At 57.7% G+C, this 23,759-nt stretch carries 19 protein-coding genes; 12 read left to right on the top strand and 7 right to left on the bottom strand.

From position 1 onward, the window contains the following. Nucleotides 1–9: 9 nt before the first annotated feature. The 4 genes from TK42_RS20835 to TK42_RS20820 all read left to right on the top strand — a co-directional run bounded on the left by TK42_RS20835 (nucleotide 10) and on the right by TK42_RS20820 (nucleotide 8,517). Nucleotides 10–492 carry a VOC family protein gene (locus TK42_RS20835; RefSeq protein ID WP_103735024.1) on the top strand — a complete coding sequence of 161 codons (483 nt, stop codon included), beginning with the start codon at nucleotides 10–12 and terminating at the stop codon, nucleotides 490–492. Between the two features lie 216 nt (nucleotides 493–708). Beyond that, nucleotides 709–5,643 (top strand): RHS repeat domain-containing protein, encoded by a 4,935-nt coding sequence (locus TK42_RS20830; RefSeq protein ID WP_158254343.1) that lies wholly within the window; start codon nucleotides 709–711, stop codon nucleotides 5,641–5,643. A 334-nt stretch (nucleotides 5,644–5,977) separates the two neighbouring features. Next, nucleotides 5,978–7,354: a cystathionine beta-synthase gene (locus tag TK42_RS20825; RefSeq protein ID WP_005787970.1), complete on the top strand. Its 1,377-nt coding sequence runs from the start codon at nucleotides 5,978–5,980 to the stop codon at nucleotides 7,352–7,354. After that, the gene (locus tag TK42_RS20820; protein ID WP_103735022.1) at nucleotides 7,351–8,517 is read left to right on the top strand and encodes a cystathionine gamma-synthase; all 1,167 of its coding nucleotides are present in this window, start codon (nucleotides 7,351–7,353) and stop codon (nucleotides 8,515–8,517) included. The genes TK42_RS20825 and TK42_RS20820 overlap by 4 nt, the downstream gene beginning before the upstream one ends. 126 nt (nucleotides 8,518–8,643) lie before the next feature. Here TK42_RS20820 and TK42_RS20815 read toward each other — a convergent pair whose 3' ends face one another. Further along, nucleotides 8,644–10,842: an OsmC domain/YcaO domain-containing protein gene (locus TK42_RS20815; RefSeq protein WP_103735021.1), complete on the bottom strand. Its 2,199-nt coding sequence runs from the start codon at nucleotides 10,840–10,842 to the stop codon at nucleotides 8,644–8,646. Between the two features lie 179 nt (nucleotides 10,843–11,021). Between TK42_RS20815 and TK42_RS20810 the strand changes: the two genes are divergently transcribed. After that, complete coding sequence (locus TK42_RS20810; protein WP_103735020.1) at nucleotides 11,022–11,582, top strand: cysteine hydrolase family protein; 561 nt, start codon at nucleotides 11,022–11,024, stop codon at nucleotides 11,580–11,582. A gap of 14 nt (nucleotides 11,583–11,596) precedes the next feature. Beyond that, nucleotides 11,597–12,649 carry an FAD-binding oxidoreductase gene (locus tag TK42_RS20805; protein WP_078821255.1) on the top strand — a complete coding sequence of 351 codons (1,053 nt, stop codon included), beginning with the start codon at nucleotides 11,597–11,599 and terminating at the stop codon, nucleotides 12,647–12,649. Nucleotides 12,650–12,663: 14 nt separating this feature from the next. On the opposite strand, the gene TK42_RS20800 is transcribed toward TK42_RS20805, so the two are convergent. Continuing rightward, on the bottom strand, nucleotides 12,664–13,461 hold the full coding sequence (locus TK42_RS20800) for a DNA polymerase III subunit beta (protein ID WP_103735019.1): 798 nt from the start codon (nucleotides 13,459–13,461) through the stop codon (nucleotides 12,664–12,666). After that, the gene (locus tag TK42_RS20795) at nucleotides 13,458–13,706 is read right to left on the bottom strand and encodes an AAA family ATPase (protein ID WP_103735018.1); all 249 of its coding nucleotides are present in this window, start codon (nucleotides 13,704–13,706) and stop codon (nucleotides 13,458–13,460) included. The genes TK42_RS20800 and TK42_RS20795 overlap by 4 nt, the downstream gene beginning before the upstream one ends. 188 nt (nucleotides 13,707–13,894) lie before the next feature. On the opposite strand from TK42_RS20795, the gene TK42_RS20790 reads away from it, so the two are divergent. Together TK42_RS20790 and TK42_RS20785 are read left to right on the top strand one after the other, a co-directional pair. Next, on the top strand, nucleotides 13,895–14,320 hold the full coding sequence (locus TK42_RS20790; RefSeq protein ID WP_005787957.1) for a DUF2231 domain-containing protein: 426 nt from the start codon (nucleotides 13,895–13,897) through the stop codon (nucleotides 14,318–14,320). Further along, nucleotides 14,317–15,609: a sorbosone dehydrogenase family protein gene (locus TK42_RS20785; RefSeq protein WP_103735017.1), complete on the top strand. Its 1,293-nt coding sequence runs from the start codon at nucleotides 14,317–14,319 to the stop codon at nucleotides 15,607–15,609. The genes TK42_RS20790 and TK42_RS20785 overlap by 4 nt, the downstream gene beginning before the upstream one ends. A 30-nt stretch (nucleotides 15,610–15,639) precedes the next feature. On the opposite strand, the gene TK42_RS20780 is transcribed toward TK42_RS20785, so the two are convergent. Next, nucleotides 15,640–16,548, bottom strand: coding sequence for a LysR substrate-binding domain-containing protein (locus TK42_RS20780; RefSeq protein WP_103735016.1), 909 nt, complete (start codon nucleotides 16,546–16,548; stop codon nucleotides 15,640–15,642). A 92-nt stretch (nucleotides 16,549–16,640) separates the two neighbouring features. Here TK42_RS20780 and TK42_RS20775 point away from each other — a divergent pair, with 92 nt between their 5' ends. Further along, the gene (locus tag TK42_RS20775) at nucleotides 16,641–17,624 is read left to right on the top strand and encodes a DMT family transporter (RefSeq protein WP_103735015.1); all 984 of its coding nucleotides are present in this window, start codon (nucleotides 16,641–16,643) and stop codon (nucleotides 17,622–17,624) included. Continuing rightward, nucleotides 17,621–18,481, top strand: coding sequence for an alpha/beta fold hydrolase (locus TK42_RS20770; RefSeq protein ID WP_103735014.1), 861 nt, complete (start codon nucleotides 17,621–17,623; stop codon nucleotides 18,479–18,481). The genes TK42_RS20775 and TK42_RS20770 overlap by 4 nt, the downstream gene beginning before the upstream one ends. Here TK42_RS20770 and TK42_RS20765 read toward each other — a convergent pair. Beyond that, nucleotides 18,468–19,871, bottom strand: coding sequence for an MFS transporter (locus TK42_RS20765; RefSeq protein WP_103735013.1), 1,404 nt, complete (start codon nucleotides 19,869–19,871; stop codon nucleotides 18,468–18,470). The genes TK42_RS20770 and TK42_RS20765 overlap by 14 nt on opposite strands. Before the next feature lie 144 nt (nucleotides 19,872–20,015). Further along, nucleotides 20,016–20,546 (bottom strand): GNAT family N-acetyltransferase, encoded by a 531-nt coding sequence (locus tag TK42_RS20760; RefSeq protein WP_032880880.1) that lies wholly within the window; start codon nucleotides 20,544–20,546, stop codon nucleotides 20,016–20,018. 380 nt (nucleotides 20,547–20,926) lie between these two features. Between TK42_RS20760 and proP the strand changes: the two genes are divergently transcribed. After that, complete coding sequence (gene proP, locus TK42_RS20755; RefSeq protein WP_005787944.1) at nucleotides 20,927–22,429, top strand: glycine betaine/L-proline transporter ProP; 1,503 nt, start codon at nucleotides 20,927–20,929, stop codon at nucleotides 22,427–22,429. Between the two features lie 52 nt (nucleotides 22,430–22,481). After that, nucleotides 22,482–22,982, top strand: a complete 501-nt coding sequence (locus TK42_RS20750) for a GAF domain-containing protein (RefSeq protein ID WP_032880879.1) — start codon at nucleotides 22,482–22,484, stop codon at nucleotides 22,980–22,982. A 174-nt stretch (nucleotides 22,983–23,156) separates the two neighbouring features. Here TK42_RS20750 and TK42_RS26840 read toward each other — a convergent pair whose 3' ends face one another. Next, entirely contained in the window at nucleotides 23,157–23,387 is a 231-nt protein-coding gene (locus TK42_RS26840) for a hypothetical protein (protein WP_146097889.1), read from the bottom strand. Nucleotides 23,388–23,759: the final 372 nt, after the last annotated feature.

The following is a 23,759-nucleotide window of genomic DNA, read 5'->3' as shown; positions in this document are numbered from 1 at the left end:
AGCCTTGCGATGAACAACAAAAATACGATCTGCCTCTGGTACAACAACGATGCCCTGGAGGCCGCGACTTTCTACGCCAAGACCTTCCCCGACAGCGAAGTGAAGGCCGTGCACCATGCGCCTGGCGACTACCCGGCGGGTAAACAGGGCGATGAGCTGACCGTGGAATTCACCTTGCTGGGTATCCCCTGCGTCGGCCTCAATGGCGGGCCGATGTTCAAGCATAGCGAAGCGTTTTCCTTTCAGGTGTCTACGGATGACCAGGAAGAAACCGATCGCTTGTGGAATGCCATCATCAATAATGGTGGGCGGGCAAGCGCCTGCGGCTGGTGCAAGGACAGGTGGGGGGTGTCGTGGCAGATCTCGCCACGGGTGTTGGTCGATGCGGTTACCAGCAAAGATCCTGCCATCGCCAAGCGTGCGTTTGAGGCGATGATGAAAATGACCAAGATTGATATTGCAACTATAGAAGACGCTGTGGCCGGACGTTGATGTGCATGATGTCGATCCGAACTTGAAGGCCTCCACCTTTCATACAGATCACAAACATCCTTATTCGCAAAGGAGATTAAAACAATAAATTCAAAAACTATTTAATATAAAATACTGTGAACTCTTACAGTTATCGCAGGCTTACCGACCGTGTAGTTTTCAAGTAGTGCATATCTCCCCCACGAAGGGGGCCTACTACGACATAAGGAAATGAACATGGCCCACAATCCAATGGGTACGGACCCTAGCGATTCCGAGAACGATCCAATTTTTAACGCCACCACTCAAAAACGCAACGTGGTCGATCCACGCACAGGCCTGTTCGAGGCCTTTATTCCCCTCCCCTCAATCGTCGGTAACGACGGCAGCGGCCCTGTGTTTGAAATGGGGCTTCACTGTGCCCCCACCTTCAATAACCTGTTCGCATTGGGGGATGGCTGTTTTTTTGGGCTAACCACTTATAGCACTGCGCATAACCGTTTAACATTGCACTCCGGCGAAGTACTAAATATAAAAAAAGGTATCGATCCTGACCCACAAAACGATGCCGTTAATGTCTCCTGGTTCAACAACCAACTGACCGTGATGCGCAAGGACACAAGACATGAAGTATTGGAATTGCTGGACAACACAGGCATCTATGTACCAAAAATATTGACAACCTATAATCCCGACCTCAAGGAGTCGAAAAACTTATATTTCACATGGACATCAACGCCCCACGTTATAGAGGGCAAAACGTATTATCAACTTCAATTAACAGGCATCACGGACAGCACCAAGCGAAACCTGCTCAAGATTGAATACACGCCCCCCGCGCCCGATACATCGCCGGCCATTGGGACAGTCAAGATTATGTTCTGGCCTGATGATGCAACTCAAACCCTCACCTACACGTTGGCACTTAAAGATTACGCCCTGCAGTCCGTTACCCTCGGGAATACTCACAAAACCACCTTGGAGTATTTGGACCATCCGGTGTGTGGTTGGCTGTTGAACAAGATCACCAATGTCGACGGACTCCAAGAGGCGGTCGAATATAAAGACAACGGACTGACATTTCCGGACAACCCACAGTTGTCAGCGTTGCCTTGCGTCAGTACTCACACGCTCACCCCAACGGGTGGCGGCACGCCTGTTATTACAACCTATGCGTATGAGCGTCAAGATGAAAAAAAATACCGGACGATCATGGCTGAGGGCGTACCGGCCATTCGCACCACGGTTTATCAATACGACGATGAACATGACGTCAAGACTGAGACGCTCTCCCAAGGTTCTGCCAAAACCCTGACAGCGTATAACATGAGTAAGGATGATGACCTTGATAGTCGTGAAACCCGAGTAACTTACCAACAAGCGAACAGAAGCCGGACAACGACGAACAAGAATACTTTTAACGATAGTTCTGGCCTTATCAAAAACCAACAACAGACCATTACTACCGAGATGGACTATCTACGCTCATTTACAGACCCGATTTACAATTTTTTGAAACATAGCAACGGTACGCTAAAAGCCCGCGAATTACTAAGCGCAATCGCACGCGCTTCCAAGGAAGAACAAAATGACAAACCGGGCACTCAGTGGGAAACCGCAGACTATACATATGAGAGCCTGTTCCCATCTGCCGCGCTGGATACCAAGTTTGTCGAAACACCCGGTTTACTGGCAATCATCCCTGGGCTGTCCGACTTGATCCCCGGCTTGCGTAATGTTGCCGAGTTCGAACTTCACCGATATGAAATGACCCCCTCGCTGGAGGCCAGACTTTACAGTACGTTGCAATGCAGTTTAGCGACGGATAAATTTGCCGATGCCGCGCTGGTAGGCCAACAGTACGAATACTTCGAGGCTAACGTTACAGAGGAAGGCAATGTCATCGAAGACTTTCGCACCGGACGTGTGAAGAGCATCCGCCGGTCGACATTGGGCAATAAACATTTGGCGCCCCTGGTGAGTGACCCTCTACGTTCGTTCGCCTATGCCTTGGGGGGCGTGGGTAATATCGAACTTACCACCACAACGACCGAAACCGATGAACAAGGTAACAGCCGCACCTCTTCGGAAACCAAGAGCACTCTTGACGGACGCCTCATTCGCCAAGTCGACGTTGATGGCAACCGCACCGAGTACAGCTACAACAATAACGGCCAACTGAGCACTTTGACAGTGTGCGCGCAGAGCACTACCTATCGCCAAGTCACCACCTACACTTACCCGGCCCCCGGGCAGATACAAATGACCACCCCCAATGGGCAAACCCGCTTGAGTCAATACGATGGCCAAGACCGACTGGTCAGTGAATACTTGATCGAAGATGGCCAAAAAAAGCTGATCAAAGCCGTCAGCTACGACCGTATTGGGCGTGAACTACGTACCACCCAGTATGATTACCAGAATATGCCACTCCAACTCCTTGAATGGCAGGAGTTGAAATATGATGACTGGAATCGGGTCAGCGGACGACGCTACAGCAACGGCAGGGAAGATTTCGACCTCAAAGACCCCATCGCACTGACGCTTACACAATGGACCGGCAAGGCAACCGACAAGCACAGAACAATTACCACCTATAACTTGGATGAGACCATCAAGAAGATTGAATGGAGAGGCAAGGAGGGCAACATTTATCAGACCCAGACTGCCACCTATACCCGCGCCAGGCAGATCAAGCAACTGCACACGGATGGTGAACTGGGCGATACAACCATTGATTACGCTTACGATGGCAGTGGCCGTCTGTTGAGCGAAAAACATAGCGAAAAGAACAACGGAATACTGGCCCCCAGCCTGGTCTACACCTATTACTACACTTACCCTAAACACTGGCTGATGACCGAAGCCACCCAGATCGATATCGAATTCTCGAATAACCGCCACATACTGGGCAAACGCACCATCGACAGTTGGGGCCGAGTCACCTCACTCACCCGCGGCAAGTGCACTGAAACCTATACCTATATAGGCGCCAGCTCAGTCCCTGCGTCAACCCAAACCGCCGATGGCACTCTACTCCAACATGAATACATCAAGGAACTTGGCAACCGCTTGGCAAACACCGGCACGACCAACCGCACCGAGCAGCAATCTTACACCTACGCGTATGGGGCACAGAAGATCTCGTCAGCGAGCGAGGGCGAAAAGTTTCTCGAGTACAATCATGACGCCAACCTGTATATAACTAATCAGCATATACAAACTCAGCCCGGTCAAACCAAAGAGACATTTTCCGAGTATTCACACGGTGGACGCCTGCTCACCAATACAGACCCTACAGGTAATAAGACACTGTTCCTTTACAGCGGAGATCAACGCTATGCAGCCAACAATTTCCACTTTACGTGTAGCCATAATTATGACAGTCAGGGACTTTTGAGTAAGGAGCTGATTATTGGTCCTATTAACTCAACCGATCCGAAGGTCACTTTCGATGTGACATATACCTACGACGCAGAACGGCGTGAAACCAGTCGCCGATTTACACTCAGTGGCAAAGTTGATCTCAAAATAGAGAGTGCGTATTACGGCGACGGCAAACTGAAATCGGTGTTCTTGAAACAGGACAACATCGTGCTGGGGTCACGCATCATGGCTTACACGCCGGGCGGGCGACTCAAGTCCTATACCACCACGGGCGTATGGCGACCCAAGACCCCAAAAAACCAGGACATCGACAAGCAAGAGTTCACTTACGATGCATTGGGAAATGTCACCACTTGCGTCACAAGCTTTGGTGGGTTCAAGAACACCACAACCAACAGCAACGATAGCCTGAATGGTTTTCGGTTGGCGACAGTCTACAACAGCCATTCGGACTACCCCGAAGCCGCCACATTGAGGTACGACGCAGCCGGGCGGGTGACACAGGACGCTTCGGGAAAAAAATACACGTATGACTGGCTCGGTCGATTGATCCAGGCCGGGAGTATCCGTTATAGCTATGATCCCTCCGACCGCCTGATGATCCGGGACAACAACGGCGTGCAAACTCAACTCATCTATGACGGGCTAACGGTGTGTGGAGAATATTCGACTGCCAATAACGACAGCAGCCGGGAGCTGAATCCCGGGAGCGAGGGCTGTACGGTTCTACAGATCAAACGCTCGGGCGTGAAAAGAACCCTGTTTGAACTCAGAGACGCCCATGGCACGGTATGGGCCAGCTATGACCTTCAGGCCCAAACTCTCAGGCATCACGCCTATACGGCATACGGCGAGCAATCCCCGGCCGAGACCGATTCCATGCTGGGTTTCAAGGACGAATTCCTTGATGCCGATACGGGTCAATACGTTTTGGGGGCGGGCGGACAAGGACGCTATTACTCAGCTTCCAGCATGTGTTTCTACACTCCGGACAGCCTCAGCCCTTTCGGGCCAGGTGGCCCTAATCTGTATGCCTACTGCGCCGAGGGTGATCCAGTCAATTTCAGCGACCCCAGCGGACATTTTTCAGTGAATGACGCTTTGTGGAATCAATGGCAGGGCCAAGGGCGCGAGCCTGGACCCATCTCGCTCGGGCCCGATAATCCATTGGGCACCTGGATTTTCGGTGCGATTGGCATACTGGCCGCCATCGTGAGTGGGGGCACATCTTTACTGCTTACGGCTGCGCTGGTCGGGCTCGCGGTCGTGTCATTAGCGGCAAATATCGCGTCGGTGCTTACCCAAGATACCAATCCTGAACTCTCGAGTATTCTCGCCTGGGTATCCTTGGGCACAGGAGTATTGGGCGGCGGGGCCATGCTCGTTAAAAAAGTCGCCTCTCTTGCCCTGTACCTGGGGCGCTCTGGAATCGCGATGGCCAGAAACCTTCTTTCTAGAACCGTCCCGAACTTGATCCCAAGACTTAGACGACTCGGACAATTCAAAGACTATCGTCGCTTGTACGGGGATTTTGCAAATGGCAAGCCCCCATACATGGTCGGGCGGATACCAGGCAAGGCTGTGAAGGCATTGGAAGAAGGAAAGCGGGCCAAAAACTTCTTTACTGCGGCTGAAGCCAACACGGTCGCATTCTTTACCACTGGGACGCTTGGAAATACTGAAGCCTTTGACTCTGATGTGGCTAACCAAATCAATAACACCATTGGCGACTTAACATGGTTACCTTGGGGCTCTTTTATGAAACTTTGGCTGAAGGTTCGATAGCTCGTCCGATAGAGCCATAAAAGCGTCCGGCTATGCCTAGAAATGGCCATAGCCGAACGCCGATGTGGGAGCGCTCGAGCTTTAGCGAGGCCGCGATGGCGGTGGGTCAGGCAACATAAATGCCGACAGTGCCGCCGCCTTCGCAGCCTCGCCAAAGCTCGACAACTACCATATTTGATCTCCACCATCTCCCCTCCTGCGCATCACCCATGCGCCAAAAAAAGTCATGCATCGGACCGCCCGGTTGCGACCCGGGCGATACCGGCCTATGTTTCAAGCCATGCTGTGATTTGCTGTCCCCCACCCTGTGCCCATCCCGTAACCAGGTGACGACATGCCCACCCTATCCCGCCCTGCCGTACTTGAACTGATCGGTAACACGCCGCTGGTCAAGGTCAGCCGCTTCGATACCGGCCCTTGCACGCTGTTTCTAAAGCTTGAATCGCAAAACCCTGGCGGTTCCATCAAGGATCGCATCGGCTTGGCCATGATCGACGCCGCCGAGCGTGATGGGCGCTTGCGTCCTGGGGGTACCATCATCGAAGCCACCGCAGGCAATACCGGCCTGGGCTTGGCGCTGGTAGGCCGGGCCAAGGGGTATCGGGTGGTGCTGGTAGTGCCCGACAAGATGTCCACGGAGAAAGTGCTGCACCTGAAGGCCATGGGCGCCGAAGTACATATCACCCGCTCCGATGTGGGCAAGGGCCACCCGGAGTATTACCAGGACGTGGCGGCACGGCTGGCCAAGGATATTCCGGGCTCGTTCTTTGCTGATCAGTTCAACAACCCGGCCAACCCACTGGCCCACGAAACCAGCACCGCGCCGGAGATCTGGGCGCAGACCCAACATGACGTCGACGCGATTGTGGTCGGCGTCGGCTCGGCCGGCACCCTCACCGGCTTGACGCGTTTTTTCAAGCGTGTGCAGCCCGATCTCACGATGGTACTGGCCGACCCGGTGGGTTCAGTCATGGCCGAATACAGCCGCAGCCGGCAACTTGAAACGCCTGGCTCCTGGGCCGTGGAAGGCATCGGCGAAGACTTCATCCCGTCGATTGCCGATCTGTCCAGCGTGCGCCACGCCTACTCCATCAGCGATGAAGAGAGCTTCGACCACGCCCGCCAATTGCTCAAGGCCGAAGGCATTCTCGGCGGCTCGTCCACCGGCACCCTGCTCGCCGCTGCCCTGCGCTACTGCCGCGAGCAAACCGAGCCCAAGCGCGTGGTGACCTTTGTGTGCGACACCGGCACGCGTTATTTATCGAAGGTTTACAACGACCAATGGATGAACGACGCCGGCCTGCTGCAGTACAAACATTACGGCGACCTGCGCGACCTGATCGCCCGCCGCTTCGAAGACGGCCGTGTGATCAGCGTGAGCCCCGACGACACCCTGCTCACTGCGTTCCAACGCATGCGCCTGGCGGATGTGTCGCAACTGCCGGTGCTGGTAGACGGCCAACAATTGGCGGGCGTGATCGACGAATCGGACATTCTGCTGGGCCTGCACCATGACGCGGCGGACTTTTCCATGACCGTCGCCAGCGCCATGACCGACACCTTGCACACCCTGCCCCCCAGCGCCAGCCTGGCCGAACTGCAGGCAGAACTGGATCGCGGCCTGGTCGCCATTATTGCCGACGCCTCGGGCTTCCATGGCCTGATCACCCGCGTCGACCTGCTTAATCACCTACGGAGATCCCTTGCATGAGTCAGCCCGATAAAAGCGCGTTTGCCACCCGTGTGATCCACGCCGGGCAGTCACCCGACCCGACCACGGGCGCGCTGATGCCGCCGATCTACGCCAACTCCACTTACCTGCAAGACAGCCCCGGTGTGCACAAGGGCTTCGACTACGGCCGCTCCCACAACCCCACGCGTTTTGCCCTGGAGCGCTGCGTGGCCGACCTTGAAGGCGGCAGCCAGGCCTTTGCATTTGCGTCGGGGCTGGCGGCGATTTCCACCGTGCTCGAATTGCTCGATGCCGGTGCGCATATCGTTTCGGGCAATGACCTGTATGGCGGCACCTTCCGGCTGTTCGACAAGGTGCGCCAACGCAGCGCTGGGCACCGTTTCAGCTATATCGACCTGAGCGACTTGTCGGCCTTTGAAGCGTCGTTGCAGGACGACACGCGCATGGTCTGGGTCGAGACCCCGAGCAACCCGCTGCTGAGCCTCACCGACCTGCGCGCCGTCGCACGCATCTGCCGTGCCCGCGGAATTATCTGCGTGGCCGACAACACCTTCGCCAGCCCGTGGATCCAGCGGCCGCTGGAACTGGGTTTCGATATCGTAGTGCACTCCACTACCAAGTATCTGAACGGGCATTCCGATGTGATCGGCGGTATCGCCATTGTCGGTGACAATCCGGACCTGGCCGAACGCCTGGGCTTCCTGCAAAACTCGGTCGGTGCCATTGCCGGGCCGTTCGATGCGTTCCTGACCCTGCGCGGCGTGAAAACCCTGGCGCTGCGCATGGAGCGCCATTGCAGCAATGCCCTGGAGCTGGCCACCTGGCTGGAACAGCAACCGCAAGTGGCGCGAGTGTATTACCCCGGCCTGAAATCCCATCCACAGCACGCGCTGGCCAAGCAGCAAATGTGCGGTTTTGGCGGGATGATTTCGGTGGATTTGAACAGTGACCTGGCCGGTGCCAGGCGCTTTCTGGAGAACGTCAGGATCTTCGCCCTGGCCGAGAGCCTGGGTGGTGTGGAAAGCCTGATCGAACACCCCGCGATCATGACGCACGCGAGCATCCCGGCGGCCACGCGGGCGCAGTTGGGGATTGGTGATGGGCTGGTGCGGTTGTCGGTGGGGGTTGAGGATGTGGAGGATTTGCGAGCGGATTTAGCCCAAGCCTTGGCACACATCTAACGTCAAATATCGAGCAAAATGTGGGAGGGGGCTTGCTCCCGATAGCAGGGTGTCAGTCACTGTATTTGTTGACTGATACACCGCTATCGGGAGCAAGCCCCCTCCCACATTAAATCAACTGCGTAATCAGCCTTGGGTGATGTTGGCTCGTGCACTGTGCAGCTTCTTGTAGCTGTCGATCAAGCGCAGATGCCGGTCCAGCCCTTCGAGCTTCATGCTGGTCGGCGTCAACCCGTAGAACCGAATACTGCCGTCGACCGAACCAATCACCGCGTCCATGCGCTCATTGCCGAACATGCGCCGGAAGTTGGCCTCGTAGTCGGCCAGCTCCAGGTCGTCATCCAGCTCCATCTCCAGCACCGCGTTCATCGCCTGGTAAAACAGGCCGCGCTCGACGGTGTTGTCGTTGTACTGCAGGAACATCTCCACGCATTCCTTGGCTTCTTCATACTGCTTGAGGGCCAGGAATATCAGCAGCTTCAGCTCAAGGATGGTCAACTGGCCCCACGCGGTGTTGTCGTCGAACTCGATGCCGATCAGGGTGGTGATGTCGGTGTAGTCGTCCAGCTCGCTTTCAATCAGGCGTTCGACCAAGGCTTGCAGCTCGTCCTCGTTGAGGCGATGCAGGTTGAGGATGTCTTCGCGAAAGAACAGCGCCTTGTTGGTGTTATCCCAGATCAGGTCGTCCACCGGGTAGATTTCCGAATAGTCCGGCACCAGGATGCGGCAGGCGGTGGCGCCCAGGTGTTCGTACACCGCCATGTAGCACTCCTTGCCCATGCCTTCAAGAATGCCGAACAGCGTCGCGGCTTCCTGGGCGTTAGAGTCTTCACCGTGGCCGGAGAAGTCCCACTCGACGAATTCATAATCGGACTGGGCGCTGAAAAAGCGCCACGACACCACGCCGCTGGAGTCGATAAAGTGCTCGACGAAATTGTTCGGCTCGGTCACCGCCTGGCCTTCGAAGGTCGGCTGCGGCAGATCGTTCAAGCCTTCGAAGCTGCGGCCTTGCAGCAGCTCGGTGAGGCTGCGCTCCAGCGCCACTTCCAGGCTCGGGTGCGCGCCAAAGGAGGCAAACACGCCACCGGTGCGCGGGTTCATCAAGGTCACGCACATCACCGGAAATTCACCGCCCAGGGATGCATCCTTGACCAGCACCGGGAAACCCTGGGCCTCCAGCCCCTCAATACCGGCGAGGATGCCAGGGTATTTGGCCAACACCTCGGCAGGTACATCCGGCAGGGCGAATTCGCCTTCGATGATTTCGCGCTTCACCGCCCGCTCGAAAATCTCCGACAGGCACTGCACCTGAGCTTCGGCCAGGGTGTTGCCGGCACTCATGCCGTTGCTCAGGTAGAGGTTTTCGATCAGGTTGGACGGGAAATACACCACTTCACCATCGGACTGGCGCACGAACGGCAGCGAGACAATGCCTCGGGCTTCATTGCCCGAGTTGGTGTCGAACAGGTGCGAACCGCGCAACTCGCCCTCGCGGTTGTAGATCTTCAGGCAGTAGGCATCGAGGATTTCACTCGGTAGCTCATCGTCCGGGCCCGGCTGAAACCAGCGCTCATCCGGATAATGCACGAACGGCGCATTGGCCAGCTCTTCGCCCCAGAACTGGTCGTTGTAGAAGAAATTGCAGTTGAGCCGCTCGATAAACTCGCCCAGCGCCGACGCCAGTGCGCCCTCCTTCGTCGCGCCCTTGCCGTTGGTAAAGCACATCGGCGAATGCGCATCGCGCACATGCAGCGACCAGACATTGGGCACGATATTGCGCCACGAGGCGATCTCGATCTTCATGCCCAGCCCGGCGAGGATGCCGGACATGTTGGCGATGGTCTGCTCCAGCGGTAGGTCCTTGCCAGCAATGTAGGTGCCCGCCTCGGACGTGGAATTGGGCATCAACAACGCCTGGGCGTCGGCGTCGAGATTTTCCACCTGCTCAATCACGAACTCCGGCCCGGCCTGCACCACTTTCTTCACGGTGCAACGGTCGATGGAACGCAGGATGCCCTGGCGGTCCTTGTCCGAGATGTCCGCCGGCAGCTCGACCTGGATCTTGAAAATCTGGTTGTAGCGGTTTTCCGGGTCGACAATGTTGTTCTGCGACAGGCGAATATTCTCGGTGGGAATATTGCGCGTCTGGCAGTACAACTTCACAAAGTACGCCGCACACAACGCCGACGAAGCCAGGAAGTAATCGAATGGCCCCGGTGCCGACCCATCGCCCTTGTAGCGGATGGGCTGGTCGGCAATGACCGTGAAGTCATCGAACTTGGCTTCAAGCCGAAGGTTGTCGAGAAAGTTGACCTTAATTTCCATGCGGGCACACCAGAATAACGAGCTAAACAAATTGGCGGCCATTATGAAGCGTTTCGCCGGGAAGTCTCAGGGTTTTGCGTGTGGGTTGCCGATCGGTGGTAACGTCCAACCGACCTGTAGGAGCGAGCAAGCCCGCTCCCACACTTGAACCGCGATACTCATCCCTACAAGGACAGGCCATGGAACCGATAGCGACGAACGCTGCACTGGTGATCATTGATATGCAGAGAGGCATGGCCGATCCCGCCCTGGGCCGCCGCAACAACCCAGACGCCGAACTGCGCATACAACAGTTGCTCAATGCCTGGCGACAGGCGCAACGCCCGATCGTCCATGTGCGGCATATCTCCCGCTCTCCCGGCTCGGTGTTCTGGCCAGGCCAACCAGGCTGTGAATTCCAAGACACGCTGCAACCCCTGGGCCACGAGCATGTGGTGGAAAAAAATGTACCGGATGCCTTCATCGCCACGGGCCTGGAACGCTGGCTGCACATGCGCTCGATCAAACAACTGGTGATCGTAGGCGTCATCACTAATAACTCAGTAGAGGCCACCGCACGCTCTGGGGGCAACTTGGGGTTCGACGTAATCGTGGCGGCGGATGCCTGTTTTACTTTCGATCAAACCGACTTGTCGGGACGCCTGTGGCTCGCCGAAGACGTGCACGCGTTATCGCTCAGTAACCTCGCGATGGACTATGCCAGGGTGCTCCAAAGCGGTGAAATCCTCACCCATTGTTAACAGAGAGAGCGGACATGAATCAGGGCAAGCGCATTGTGGTCATTGGCGCCGGTATCGTCGGGGCTTCACTGGCCTATCACCTGGCCGGCAAGGGTGCGAAGGTGACGGTGGTCGATGCCGGTGACGTTGCTTGCGGGGTCACGGCTACTTCGTTTGCCTGGATAAACACTACCTGCGACGCACCCGACCCCATCGCCTCATTGCGCAGTGCTGCGATTGACGCGTATCACCGCCTGGAACATGAGTTGCCCGACGTGAAGATACGCTGGACGGGCGCCCTGTGTTACGGCCCAAACATTCAACCCAGGGCGAACTCACGGATCACTCGTGAGCGTATCCAGGCACTTGAGCCGCAGTTGAAAAACCCGCCTGAATACGCTCAGTTCAAAGCCGAAGAAGGCGCACTGGACGCTGTACAAACCACCCATGCGTTAATAGCCGCCGCCCAGGCCCTCGGTGCCAGGCTGCTGACACACAACCCAGTGCTGGGCTTCAGCAGGCAGGGTTCGCAGGTCACCGGCGTTGAAACCAGCCGGGGCGTCATCCATGCCGACAGGGTGGTGCTCGCAGCCGGAACGGGCACGGCAGCACTGACAAGCCTGCTGGGTTTGCCCTTGCCGATAGACGCCTCGCCAGCGATTTTCATCCGCTACAGCGCCCCGCCCGGGATTGTGCACACGCTCATTTCCAACCCTGAAATGGAAGTACGCGAAAGTGCAGAGGGTATTTGGCTGGCAGCCGAAGACTACCTTGGCAACGCCCCGGAACATCAGCCCGCCGCCATCGCCCGCCGCACCGCCCTGGCCATTGCCGGTGAGCTTGAGGGCGTCACTTCCATCCAGCCACAACTGGCGTGCGTCGGGCTCAGGCCCATCCCCGTCGATGGCCTGCCGATCATTGGCGAGTTGCCGAGTGCCAACGGTGTGTATGTCTGCGTGATGCATCCAGGCGTGACACTTGCGGCCATCGTGGGGCAGTTGGTCAGTGAAGAGATCATGGAGAGCATAACGTCCCCTGCCCTGGCGCCTTGCCGACCCGAGCGCTTTTTCAATCCTGAAAAGAGTTAGACGATTGCGGGCGCTCACGCATTCGATTGATTCCTTTCTCCAGCCGCTGAAACCATCCAACTTAAAAATGCGCGCAATCGCGTGCTGAACGTCTCGCACTCGGCGCTTGGGTTGCGTGCTTCAAACAGGAAATAGGCAATGTGTACGCGCATCGAGGGGTAATGCTCAACGAATAGCGCGACGTATTCTTCCAGCGTATGCGGCCACATCCGTGCTTCTTTCGGGCGCAGGGTATGGGTGGCGCGGATCAAGGCCCGCGAAGCTTCCCGCTGCAAGCGATGGCGTATGTGTTCAGTGCTGGCCTGTTCGATGCGCACCAGGTAGTCCGTGAGCGCCTGCTCGAAATCACCATTGATCGCCAAGGCGATAGCCCGGGACGGGCGAGACGCTTCGAAGTGCAGTGACAAGTCTTCGCCCCAGATACAGCGGCAATGATGTTTGAGCCAGAAGCCCCAACTGTTTCGGTTTTCGGGCGCCAACACTTGAGCGCAATGACCGATGTCGAAATCGATCTTGGTGACTTGCCGATGCCGTTGCTCCAAGGCGATTCGAGCCGCCTCCAATTGCTCAAGCACGGGCGCATCCGGTGGTTCGATCAGTATCAGCGTGAGATCCAAGTCGCAAATCCCGACCTCGGCCTGGCCCCGTGCGACGCTGCCATACAGGTAAATCCCGTGCAGCCCCAACGCGGGCTGGGACAGGGTGGCGCAGATATCCACCAGCACGGGCTTGAATTCGGGTTGTATAGGCGCATCGGCGACGGTGAGGATAAAGCCGTCGGCATCGATACCCGCAGGTTGTTGGGTGCTCATGGCCGATGCACCTTGATCACCAGCCCTTCTTCTTCACTCGGCACGCAGAAGTGGCGAGTGATCAGGTCGAACTCGGCGTCGGTCGCGGCAAAGTCATGCTCACCCCGGACGTTACGCTCATGCAGGCGGGCGCGGCAGCAGTGGTCTTCGCTGAGCACAATGGCCGCGTGCTCGGCAGCCAGGGTTTTGGCGAGCGTGGACTTGCCGGAGGCGATCTTGCCGCACAACAGATGCAGGGTTGGCATAAAACGATTCCTTGTTGGGGCCAAGCAGGATGAGTCATGGAGCTGGCGTCGTAAACACATCCAGGTACATCTGCCAGGAAACATCTTCACCTCTCAATGAACTTTCTGACAAATGACAGGCTCCTTTCCTATGCGAAGTCAGCGCGCCCTGAGTCCAGGGTGCAGAACGATAAGGAGCCGCCACCGACATGACTACCCTACCCACCTACCCCGTCGTCAGACCTGGCCCGCTACATGGGACCTTACTGGCCGGCACCGTGCCGTTGTTTCTCGGCGCCTTGCTCAGTGATATCGCCTACGGCCAGAGCTACCAGATCCAATGGGCCAACTTCGCCTCCTGGCTGATCGCCGGGGCGCTGGTGTTCTGTGGTTTTGCCCTGTTGTTTGCGCTGGTCAACCTGGTGCGTGCCGAACACAAGGGCGGGCGCCCCGTGGCGTATTTCCTGCTGTTGCTGGCTACTTGGGTACTCGGGCTGATCAATGCCTTCCAACACGCCAAGGACGCGTACGCCATGATGCCCACCGGCCTGGTGCTGTCGGCGATTGTCACCGCCCTGGCGATCATCGCCACCTGGATCGGCTTGACCAACCTGCGCTCAGGAGCTGCCCGATGAAACCACTCAACACATTGACCGTGCTCAGCGCTGCCCTGTTGCTGAGTGCCTGTGGCGGCGAAGGTGACAAGACCCAGGCCCGCGGCCCCGATCCCAAGCTGCCCGAACAACAAAGCAGCCTGCTGCCGAGCATGAAGATCGCCGAGCCCACGCCTTGGGGCGAACAAAAGCCCAAGGTGCCCGAAGGCTACAGCGTGACCGCCATCGCCACCGACCTGGCAATCCCCCGCCAAACTCTGGTGTTGCCCAACGGCGACATCCTCGTAGCCGAAGGCCGTGGCGGCAGTGCGGCCAAGCTCAAGCCCAAGGACGTGATTGCCAGCGTGATCAAGGCTCAGGGCAACACCAAGGTCAAAGGCGGCAACCGCATTACCCTGCTGCGCGATGCCGACGGCGACGGCACCTATGAACTCAAGACTGTGTTCGCCGACAACCTCAACGCCCCCTATGGCCTGGCATACGCCGACGGCAAACTCTATGTGGCCAACCAGGACGCGCTGGTGCGTTTCGATTACGCCGACGGCCAGACCAAGGCCAGTGCGCCGCCGGTCAAAGTCACCGACCTGCCGGCGCAGATCAATCACCACTGGACCAAGTCCTTGGCGGTCAGTGATGACGGGCGCCAGCTGTATGTGGGCATCGGCTCCAACAGCAACATCACCGAGCGCGGCATGGAAGTTGAGATTGACCGCGCCATGGTCTGGCAGATCGACGCGGTCACTGGCGCGCACAAACCCTACGCTACCGGGCTACGCAACCCCACGGCACTGACCATCCAACCGGGCTCCGGGCAACTGTGGACGGTGGTCAACGAACGCGATGAACTCGGCCCCGACCTGGTGCCGGACTACCTGACGTCAGTGCGCGAAGGTGCCTTCTACGGTTGGCCCTACAGCTACTGGGGCCAGAACGTCGACCCACGCGCACAACCGCAGAACCCAGCCAAAGTAGCCTCGGCGATCAAGCCCGATTACAGCCTGGGTTCCCATGTGGCCGCGCTGGGGGTGGACTTTTCCATCCCGGCCATGGGTGAAAAATTCGCCGAGGGTGTGTTCGTCGGCGAGCACGGCAGTTGGAACCGCGACGCGCCGGTGGGCTACAAGGTGATCTTTGTGCCGTTCAGCAATGGCAAGCCGGCGGGCGAGCCCATCGACTTCGCCACCGGCTTTCGTGGTGACGACGGCAAGACCCGTGGGCGCCCGGTGGGCGTGACGGTGGACCCCAAAGGTGCGTTGATCATTGCCGACGACCTGGCCAATACCCTTTGGCGCGTCACCCGTAATAAATAACCGGGTGTGACAGGGGCGGCGACGCCCCTGTCAGTCGTCCTTGTGCAATTGCGCTTCAAGCCAGGCCAGCAACGCAGCCACCTTCCCCCGACTGCTTGCCCCATGCTGCCTGTACACCGAAATAGCCTCCGGCAGAAACACGCTTTCAGCACAGGGGCGCACCAGTGCCCCACTGTCAATCAGCCTGCTGGCGGTGCGACGCCAGCCCATCGCAACACCGTGCCCTTCCACCGCCGCCTGCAACATCAGCGGGTAGCTGTCAAAGGTGGCACTGCGCGCATCTTTGGCCAACGCCCGCCCGAACACCTGCAGCCACTCATCCCACTCCATCAAGTGCGGAGGTTCAGAGCTATGGTGCAAAAAGGTGCAAGGCTGTAACTCAGAGAGCGGTAACGGCTGCTGCGGGCACAGGTAGGCGGGACTGCACACCGGAAACACTTCATCAGAAGCGGTAAACATCAGCGTATGGGCACCACTGGCGCGCCGGGTACTTTGCAGGGCGACATCGAAGTGGCCCTCGAATTGCGTGATGGGCCGCGTACAGGTCACCACCTGGATCTCGACCTGCGGGTATTGCTGGTGGAAGGTCGACAGGCGCGGCATCAACCAATAAAACGCCTCGCACAACTGGCACAACAGCACCACCCGATTGCGTTGCGGCGCCGTGCGCAGCTGAGCCGCGCCATCACTGATGCTTTGCAACGCGGCACTGACCACCCGCCCCAATTCACGCCCCTCTTGCGTCAGGAACACCGCACGGTTGCGCCGACTAAAGAGTTTCACCCCCAGGTTATCTTCCAGCCCGCGAATCTGCCGGCTGACAGCCGCCTGGGTGATGTGCAGCTCATCGGCCGCCTTGGAAAAACTTTCCAGGCGCGCAGCGGCTTCAAACGGCAACAGGCTGGCGAGGGGCGGTAAGGTTTTGCCAAGTAGATTCATAATCTGAGGTAATGCATCAAGGGCCGAGAACTCGTTTGTAGCACAGCCGTGCGGCTGGGCACCATGGATCCATTACTTCATGGATCAGCCTGATGAGCACTTCCCAAGCTTCAGTCTTTACCGGCGTGATATGCGCGGTGGTCGCCACCCTTGGCTGGGCACTGAACTTCATTGCGCCCTACGTCACCGGGGCCTACAGCCTCTACGATCTGATGGCTGTGCGCTTTCTGATAGCCGGCGGGCTGGGCATCGTCTGGATGATTGTGTGTCGAGCGCAACTGCGGATGCTCAGCCATGGCCAGTGCCTGCTCGCGGCACTGCTGGGCGCACTGGGTTGCCTGGGCTACGGCGTTTGCATTGCAGGCGGCGTGATCGTCGGTGGCCCGGTGCTGACGCCAGCGTTTGTCGGGATGGTCCCGGTGCTGCTGGCGCTGATAGGCAACGCCAGCGATAAAACCCTGCAGTGGCGTCAACTGGTTATGCCGTTGCTCTGTCTCTCGGTGGGGCTGTTACTGGTCAATATCAGCAGTCTGCACCAGCCCTCTTCGGGCAGCGGCTCCTGGTTGGCCGGTCTGTTTTTTTCTTTGGGCGCCGTCGCCTTATGGATGGCGTTCAGCGTGATCAACCAACAGCAACTGGCGCACCTGCCGGCCAAGGTGACAGGTGTGTGGACCGCCCTGATGCTAGTGGGGGCCGGTGCCGCTGCGCTGATCATCCTCCCGTGGCTATACGTGTTGGGCGTGTTGCGGTTGCCCACCCTTGGCGCTGGCTGGAGCCAGGCATGGCCGCTGTATGCCTGGAGCCTGGTGATCGCCATGATGTCCACCGTCGTCGGCGCCTGGGCCTGGAACGCCGCGACGCGGCGCCTGCCCATGGTATTGAGCGGCCAGTTGATTGCCCTCGAATCACTGTTCGCCAGCCTGCTGGGCTTGTGGTTTCACCAGCGCTGGCCAACGCCCATGGAAACAGCGGGCCTGGCCGCGGTATTGATCGGCGTAGTAATGGCAGTTCGTATCATCTTGGCGGACGTAAAGACCGTCACAACCCACGATGCTTTAGGGGAGATTCAATCATGACCCACGCGAGTGATGCCTTGGCACTGCGCGAAACTTTCGACTTTCACGGGCAGGCGGTGCGCTGGGGCCAACTCGGTACTCAGGGCCCGGCCTTGGTGATGGTGCATGGCACGCCTTTCTCTGCTCATGTGTGGCGACGCATCGCGCCATTGTTCGCCCAGCACTGTCGAGTGTTCTATTACGACCTGCTCGGCTACGGCCAGTCGCAAAAGGCGCCGGGGCAGGACATCTCCCTCGGCGTGCAAAACACCTTGCTGGCCGCACTGCTTGAACATTGGGGCCTGGAACGTCCTCATCTACTCGCCCATGATTTCGGCGGTGCCACGGCACTGCGCGCGCATCTGCTGGATGGCTGCAACTACGCCAGCCTCACCCTGATCGATCCCGTTGCCCTGGCGCCCTGGGGTTCGCCGCTGATTCAGCATGTGCGTCAACATGAACGGGCCTTCAGCGATGCGCCGGCATACATCCATGAAGCGATCGTGCGTGCCTATCTTCAGGGCGCCGCTTTCAAGTCGCTGCCTGCCGAGGTATTGCAAGCTTATGTCACGCCATGGACGGGCGAGATTGGCCAGGCCGCCTTTTACCGACAGATCGTGCAAATGGATCAGCGTTATACCGATGCGATAGAAGATCAACTCGCCAGCGTCCGCTGCCCGGTGCTGCTGCTGTGGGGTGAAGAAGACCGGTGGATCCCGCTGGCGCAAGGCGATGCACTCGCTGGCAGATTGGCCGGGGCACGCTACCTGCGTATCCCCCACGCCGGGCATCTGGTGCAAGAAGATGCACCAGAAGCCATCGTTGCCGCGCTGATGGCGTTTCTACGGTTGCCTGAAGCGGCCCCTAAAGATCAGTAATTTCCTTGTGACGGGGCACCAATGCCTTCATCACGCTCCAGGCCACCAGGTAAGCCAGGGCGCAGATGGCAAACATGATCATGTAGCCGGTGTGGATGTCGTTGACAGACTTGTAGTAGTCGAACACCCAACCGCCGATCTTGGTCATGACCACACCGCCCAGGCCCCCTGCCATGCCACCAATGCCGACCACCGAGGCCACAGTTTTCTGCGGGAACATATCGGACACGGTGGTGAAGATATTGCACGACCACGCCTGGTGCGCCGAGGCCCCCACGCCAATCAGCAGCACCGGTACCCAGAAGCTCAGGTAACCCAGAGGCTGTGCCAGCAACACCACCAGCGGGAACAGCGCAATCACCAGCATGGCTTTCATACGCCCGTCATAGGGTGCATCGCCGCGCGCCATGAAGTAGCTCGGGAACCAGCCGCCACCGATGCTGCCGACCATGGTCATGCTGTACAGCACCGCCAGCGGCATGACGATATCCGCGCCTTTCATGCCGTACTGCGCCGACAGGTAGGTGGGCAACCAGAACAGGAAAAACCACCACACACCGTCAGTCATGAACTTGCCAAAGGCGAACGCCCACGTCTGGCGGTAAGTCAGCAGTTTGAACCAGGAGACTTTCTTTGCGTTGGCGCCCGTAGGCTCAGGAGTGAAAGGCTGTACGGTCTGATCGCTGCGGATATAGGCCAGTTCTTCAGCGGACAGTCGTTTTTGCTGTTCCGGTTTTTCGTACACGGCGGCCCAGACTGCCACCCACACAAACCCCAACATGCCAATGACTATAAATGCCGCTTCCCAACCCCACCAGCCTGCGATCAACGGCACGCAGATCGGCGCCAGGATCGCGCCGACGTTGGCACCGGAGTTGAAGATGCCGGTAGCCAGTGAGCGTTCTTTCTTGGGAAAATATTCAGCGGTGGCCTTGATCGCGATAGGGAAATTACCCGCTTCGCCGATCGCCAACACGGCACGCGACAGCATGAACCCGGCAATCGACACCGGAATCACCACCAGGCCGACAGCGCTGCTGACCGCCGCAATGCCCTCGCCCATCGGCACCGAAAACGCATGCATGATCGCCCCAGTGGACCAAATGCCGATCGCCACCACATACGCGGCCTTGGTACCGATCTTGTCGACAAACCGCCCGGCAAACAGCATGGAAATCGCGTAGACGAACTGGAACACCGCGGCGATGTTGGCGTAATCGGTGTTGCTCCAGCCAAATTGTGTCGAGAGTTGCGGCGCCAACAGGCTCAGCACCTGACGGTCGAGGTAGTTGACCGTGGTCGCGAAAAACAGCATCGCGCAGATCGTCCAGCGATAGCTGCCGACCGCCTGGCCGACACGATAGGCACTGATGGGCTCGTTCAGATTCATGGCATCACTTTTTTATTTTTGTTAGGCAGGACACATGTAACGTCATATGTCGTCGTACAACTATGGCTTTTATATCGGGACGCCTGCGCAGTGTCAATCTGAACAAGCACCGTTTATCGAGGAATTACGTAAGTACGAAAAACGTCAGGTGCCAGCAGTTGTAGGATGACAAACCCGCAACACCAAGCTGGGAGCTTGGCCAGGTACGTCGTCCAGCAGGCCGAAGGGCTGCATGCCAATCTTCTCCAGTACGCGGATCGACGCGGCATGATCGGGTCGTACCAGACCGAAAACCTCGGGCAAACCCAAGGTTACAAAAGCCAGCTCCAACGCGTCACGGCCCACCTCGGTGGCGTAGCCCTGCCCCCAGGCTTCGACGGCAAAGCGATAACCGAGGTTGATGCGTCGTTGGGTCAGATAGTTAAGCGGTGCAATGCCGCCAAACCCGATGATGTGTTCGGGCGCTTCTTTACGGGCAATCGCCCACCAGCCGTAGCCGTGAGTGGCCCATTGCGCCATCCAGTGAGCCAACAAGCGTTGAGCCGTCGCAAGATCGGGCATGGGCCCGGCCGGGTTGAACAGATTGGTCTGCGGATCACCGAAGATCGCAAACAACCGCTGGACATCGGCCAGTCGTGGTTGGCGGTAGATGAGGCGTGAATAGCGGTTTGGCATACAAATGACGTCTCCATTTGCGGCATGAGCCTGCGAGCGGAGTTTAGCCAATATCGCTATCGTCGCCGCAGTCAGTTAAGCGAACGAAATGCTCAAAGCAGCGACGACCCAATGTGGGAGAGGGCCTGCCCCCGATGGCGGTGAGTCAGTTAATAATAAGCGTCTGGCAGCACTGCTATCGGGGCAAGCCCCCTCCCACATTTAAATTTGGTTGAGGCGTGGATTCGCACGCCGCCGCGAGGGCACTCACACGATATTTTCGCTAATGCGAGAAAAAACACCCGATGCGGTGAATTTTTTCGTGTCCACTTGTATCTGAACTGACAGAGCGGTGCCATCGTAGCGATGGCACCTCCCCGTTCAGCTTTAGAGTGGCCCGCATGAAACTACGGAAAAAACGCGTCAAACCCATCGGCTTGAAAGACATCACCATTGTCGACGACAACAAGATGCGCAAGGCGATCACCGCCGCCGCCCTTGGCAATGCCATGGAATGGTTCGACTTCGGCGTGTATGGCTTTGTCGCCTATGTGCTGGGCAAGGTGTTCTTCCCCGATGCGTCCCCCAGCGTACAAATGATCGCCGCATTGGGTACCTTCTCGGTGCCCTTCCTGATTCGCCCACTGGGCGGTCTGTTCTTCGGTGCCTTGGGAGATAAGTACGGACGGCAAAAAGTCCTCGCTGCCACCATCGTGATCATGTCCCTGAGCACCTTCGCCATCGGCTTGATTCCCGGCTATGCCTCCATTGGCATTTGGGCGCCAATCCTGCTGCTGCTGTGCAAAATGGCCCAGGGCTTCTCGGTAGGCGGCGAATACACCGGTGCGTCAATCTTCGTGGCCGAATACGCCCCGGACCGCAAGCGCGGCTTCCTCGGCAGTTGGCTGGACTTTGGCTCGATTGCCGGTTTCGTCCTCGGCGCGGGTGTGGTGGTACTGATCTCCACCGTGCTCGGCGAAGCGGAATTCGAATCCTGGGGCTGGCGCCTGCCGTTCTTCCTTGCCCTGCCCCTGGGCATCATCGGCCTGTACCTGCGCCACGCACTGGAAGAGACTCCAGCGTTCCAGCAGCATGTCGACAAGCTTGAACAGGGCGACCGCGAAGGCCTGAGCCACGGCCCTAAAGTCTCGTTCAAGGAAATCGCCACCAAACACTGGCGCAGCCTGTTGACCTGCATCGGGATCGTCGCGGCGACCAACGTGACGTACTACATGCTGCTCACCTATATGCCCAGCTACCTGTCGCATAACTTGCACTACGCCGAAAACAGCGGCGTGTTGATCATCATCGCGATCATGGTCGGCATGTTGTTCGTGCAGCCATTCATTGGCTTTGTCAGCGACAAGATCGGCCGCAAGCCGTTCATCATCGCCGGCAGCATCGGCCTGCTGTTTCTGTCGATCCCGGCGTTCATGCTGATCACCAGCGGCAAGACCGGCTTGATCTTCAGCGGCCTGCTGATCCTGGCGATCGTGCTGAACTTCTTTATCGGCGTGATGGCCTCGACCTTGCCAGCAATGTTTCCAACGCACTTGCGCTACAGCGCCCTGGCCAGTGCATTCAACGTCTCGGTGCTGATCGCCGGCGTCACGCCAACCGTCGTCGCCTGGCTGGTGGAAAGCACCAACGACCTGTACATGCCCGCCTACTACCTGATGGTGTTTGCCGTGGTTGGCCTGGTCACCGGCCTGACCATGAAAGAAACCGCCAACAAGCCACTGCGCGGCGCGGCCCCGGCGGCTTCCGACATGGAAGAAGCCAAAGAACTGCTGCAGGAGCATCACGACAACATCGAGCAGAAGATCGAAGACATCGACGCCGAGATTGCCGCGCTGCAAGCCAAGCGTGAAAACCTGGTGCAGCAGCATCCACGGATTAACTAAGACCTGACTGTGCGTGGTCGCGCCAAGCGACCACGCCACTGGAGTGCCCAGCATGGTTTCAAGCGTCACCGCACAATCGTTACTCAGCGCAGACGAACGCGCCGCTATTGCAGAAATCGAAGCGACTACCAACATCCTCAAGCTGGTCACGCGCCTGACCGGGATGAGATTTGCCGGCATTGCCAAATTCACCGACCTGGAATGGGTGGTGTGTTCGGCCTACGACCCTCTGCAAATGGGCATCAATGTCGACGACGTACTCGACCTCGAAACTACCCTGTGCAGTGAGTTCTGCATCGACCCTCAAGCCCTGTTCATCCCGCAGATCAGCCATAACGGCCGCTTTGCCTCGCGCCCGGTGGTCAAGCAATACGCCATCGAAAGCTATGCCGGTGCACCGATCTTTTTACCCGATGGGCGCCTGTTCGGCGCGCTGTGCGCGCTGGACTCACGGGCAATGCTGTTCGATGACCCCAACCTGCCCGAAACCCTGAGCCTGTTTGCGCGGCTGATCGGCTGCATTTTCTACGCTAACCTGGCCCCGGATCAGTAACCCCCGCCCTGCCCCGCAGGGCGACCATGTCGCGCCTCGTTCAAACGCAGCGATTTCGGTTATTGCAACTGGATCCCCGAATTCAGTTGCCGGGCATTATTCGTGCAAGGGTAGGATGCTTGCCCTCTGTTTGAACCCTAATAAAAAAGCGGCGACAACTGTCGTTCAAACGCATTAACCAACACCCTCAACTGCACAATCATCGACCAATCCAAAGTGCACCTCAACACTGTCCCCCGGCACGTAAGGGATATAGTCCAATAAAACAGCAGTTTCACCAATATTTTTTATTGAAACGAGAACAACAGCCGTCTTTAAATTAGCATTAGAAGGTTGCACACTCAGCACGCCTGCCAACCTTAGGGTAGTGCCCCAACGGGTCTCCTTGTGCAGCGCTTTAAGCATATAAATATCTTGCCCTCGGACTGATAGTTCAAAATAATATCGTCAGGTTCGATCAACGTAAATTCCAGACTCACAGGTTTCATGATCAGCACTCCCACACTTAGACGTTAATGAATAACAAGAACAAACAATGATTTAACCTCAATTAAAATAATTGGTGTTAATGTGTTTGTCGACTGTCAATCTCGGCAGTTCTTTAGACGAATTCGCGACAATAACGACTGAAGCTCATAACTCTCAAATGATTCCAGCTAGAAAAACTCGCTCTTGAGCGTGCCGAAAAAGCTTTCCATGGCGGCATTGTCCAAACAATGACCCTTTGATGCTCTTTTCGGCCAGCATGTGTCGGTAGATCAGCCCTCACCGCAATCG

This window comes from Pseudomonas sp. GZJR-8 (assembly GCF_002916705.1).
Taxonomy (GTDB): Bacteria; Pseudomonadota; Gammaproteobacteria; order Pseudomonadales; family Pseudomonadaceae; genus Aquipseudomonas; species Aquipseudomonas synxantha_A.
The sequence above is the reverse complement of the archived record's forward strand: the minus strand, read 5'-3'. Positions and strand labels throughout refer to the sequence as shown.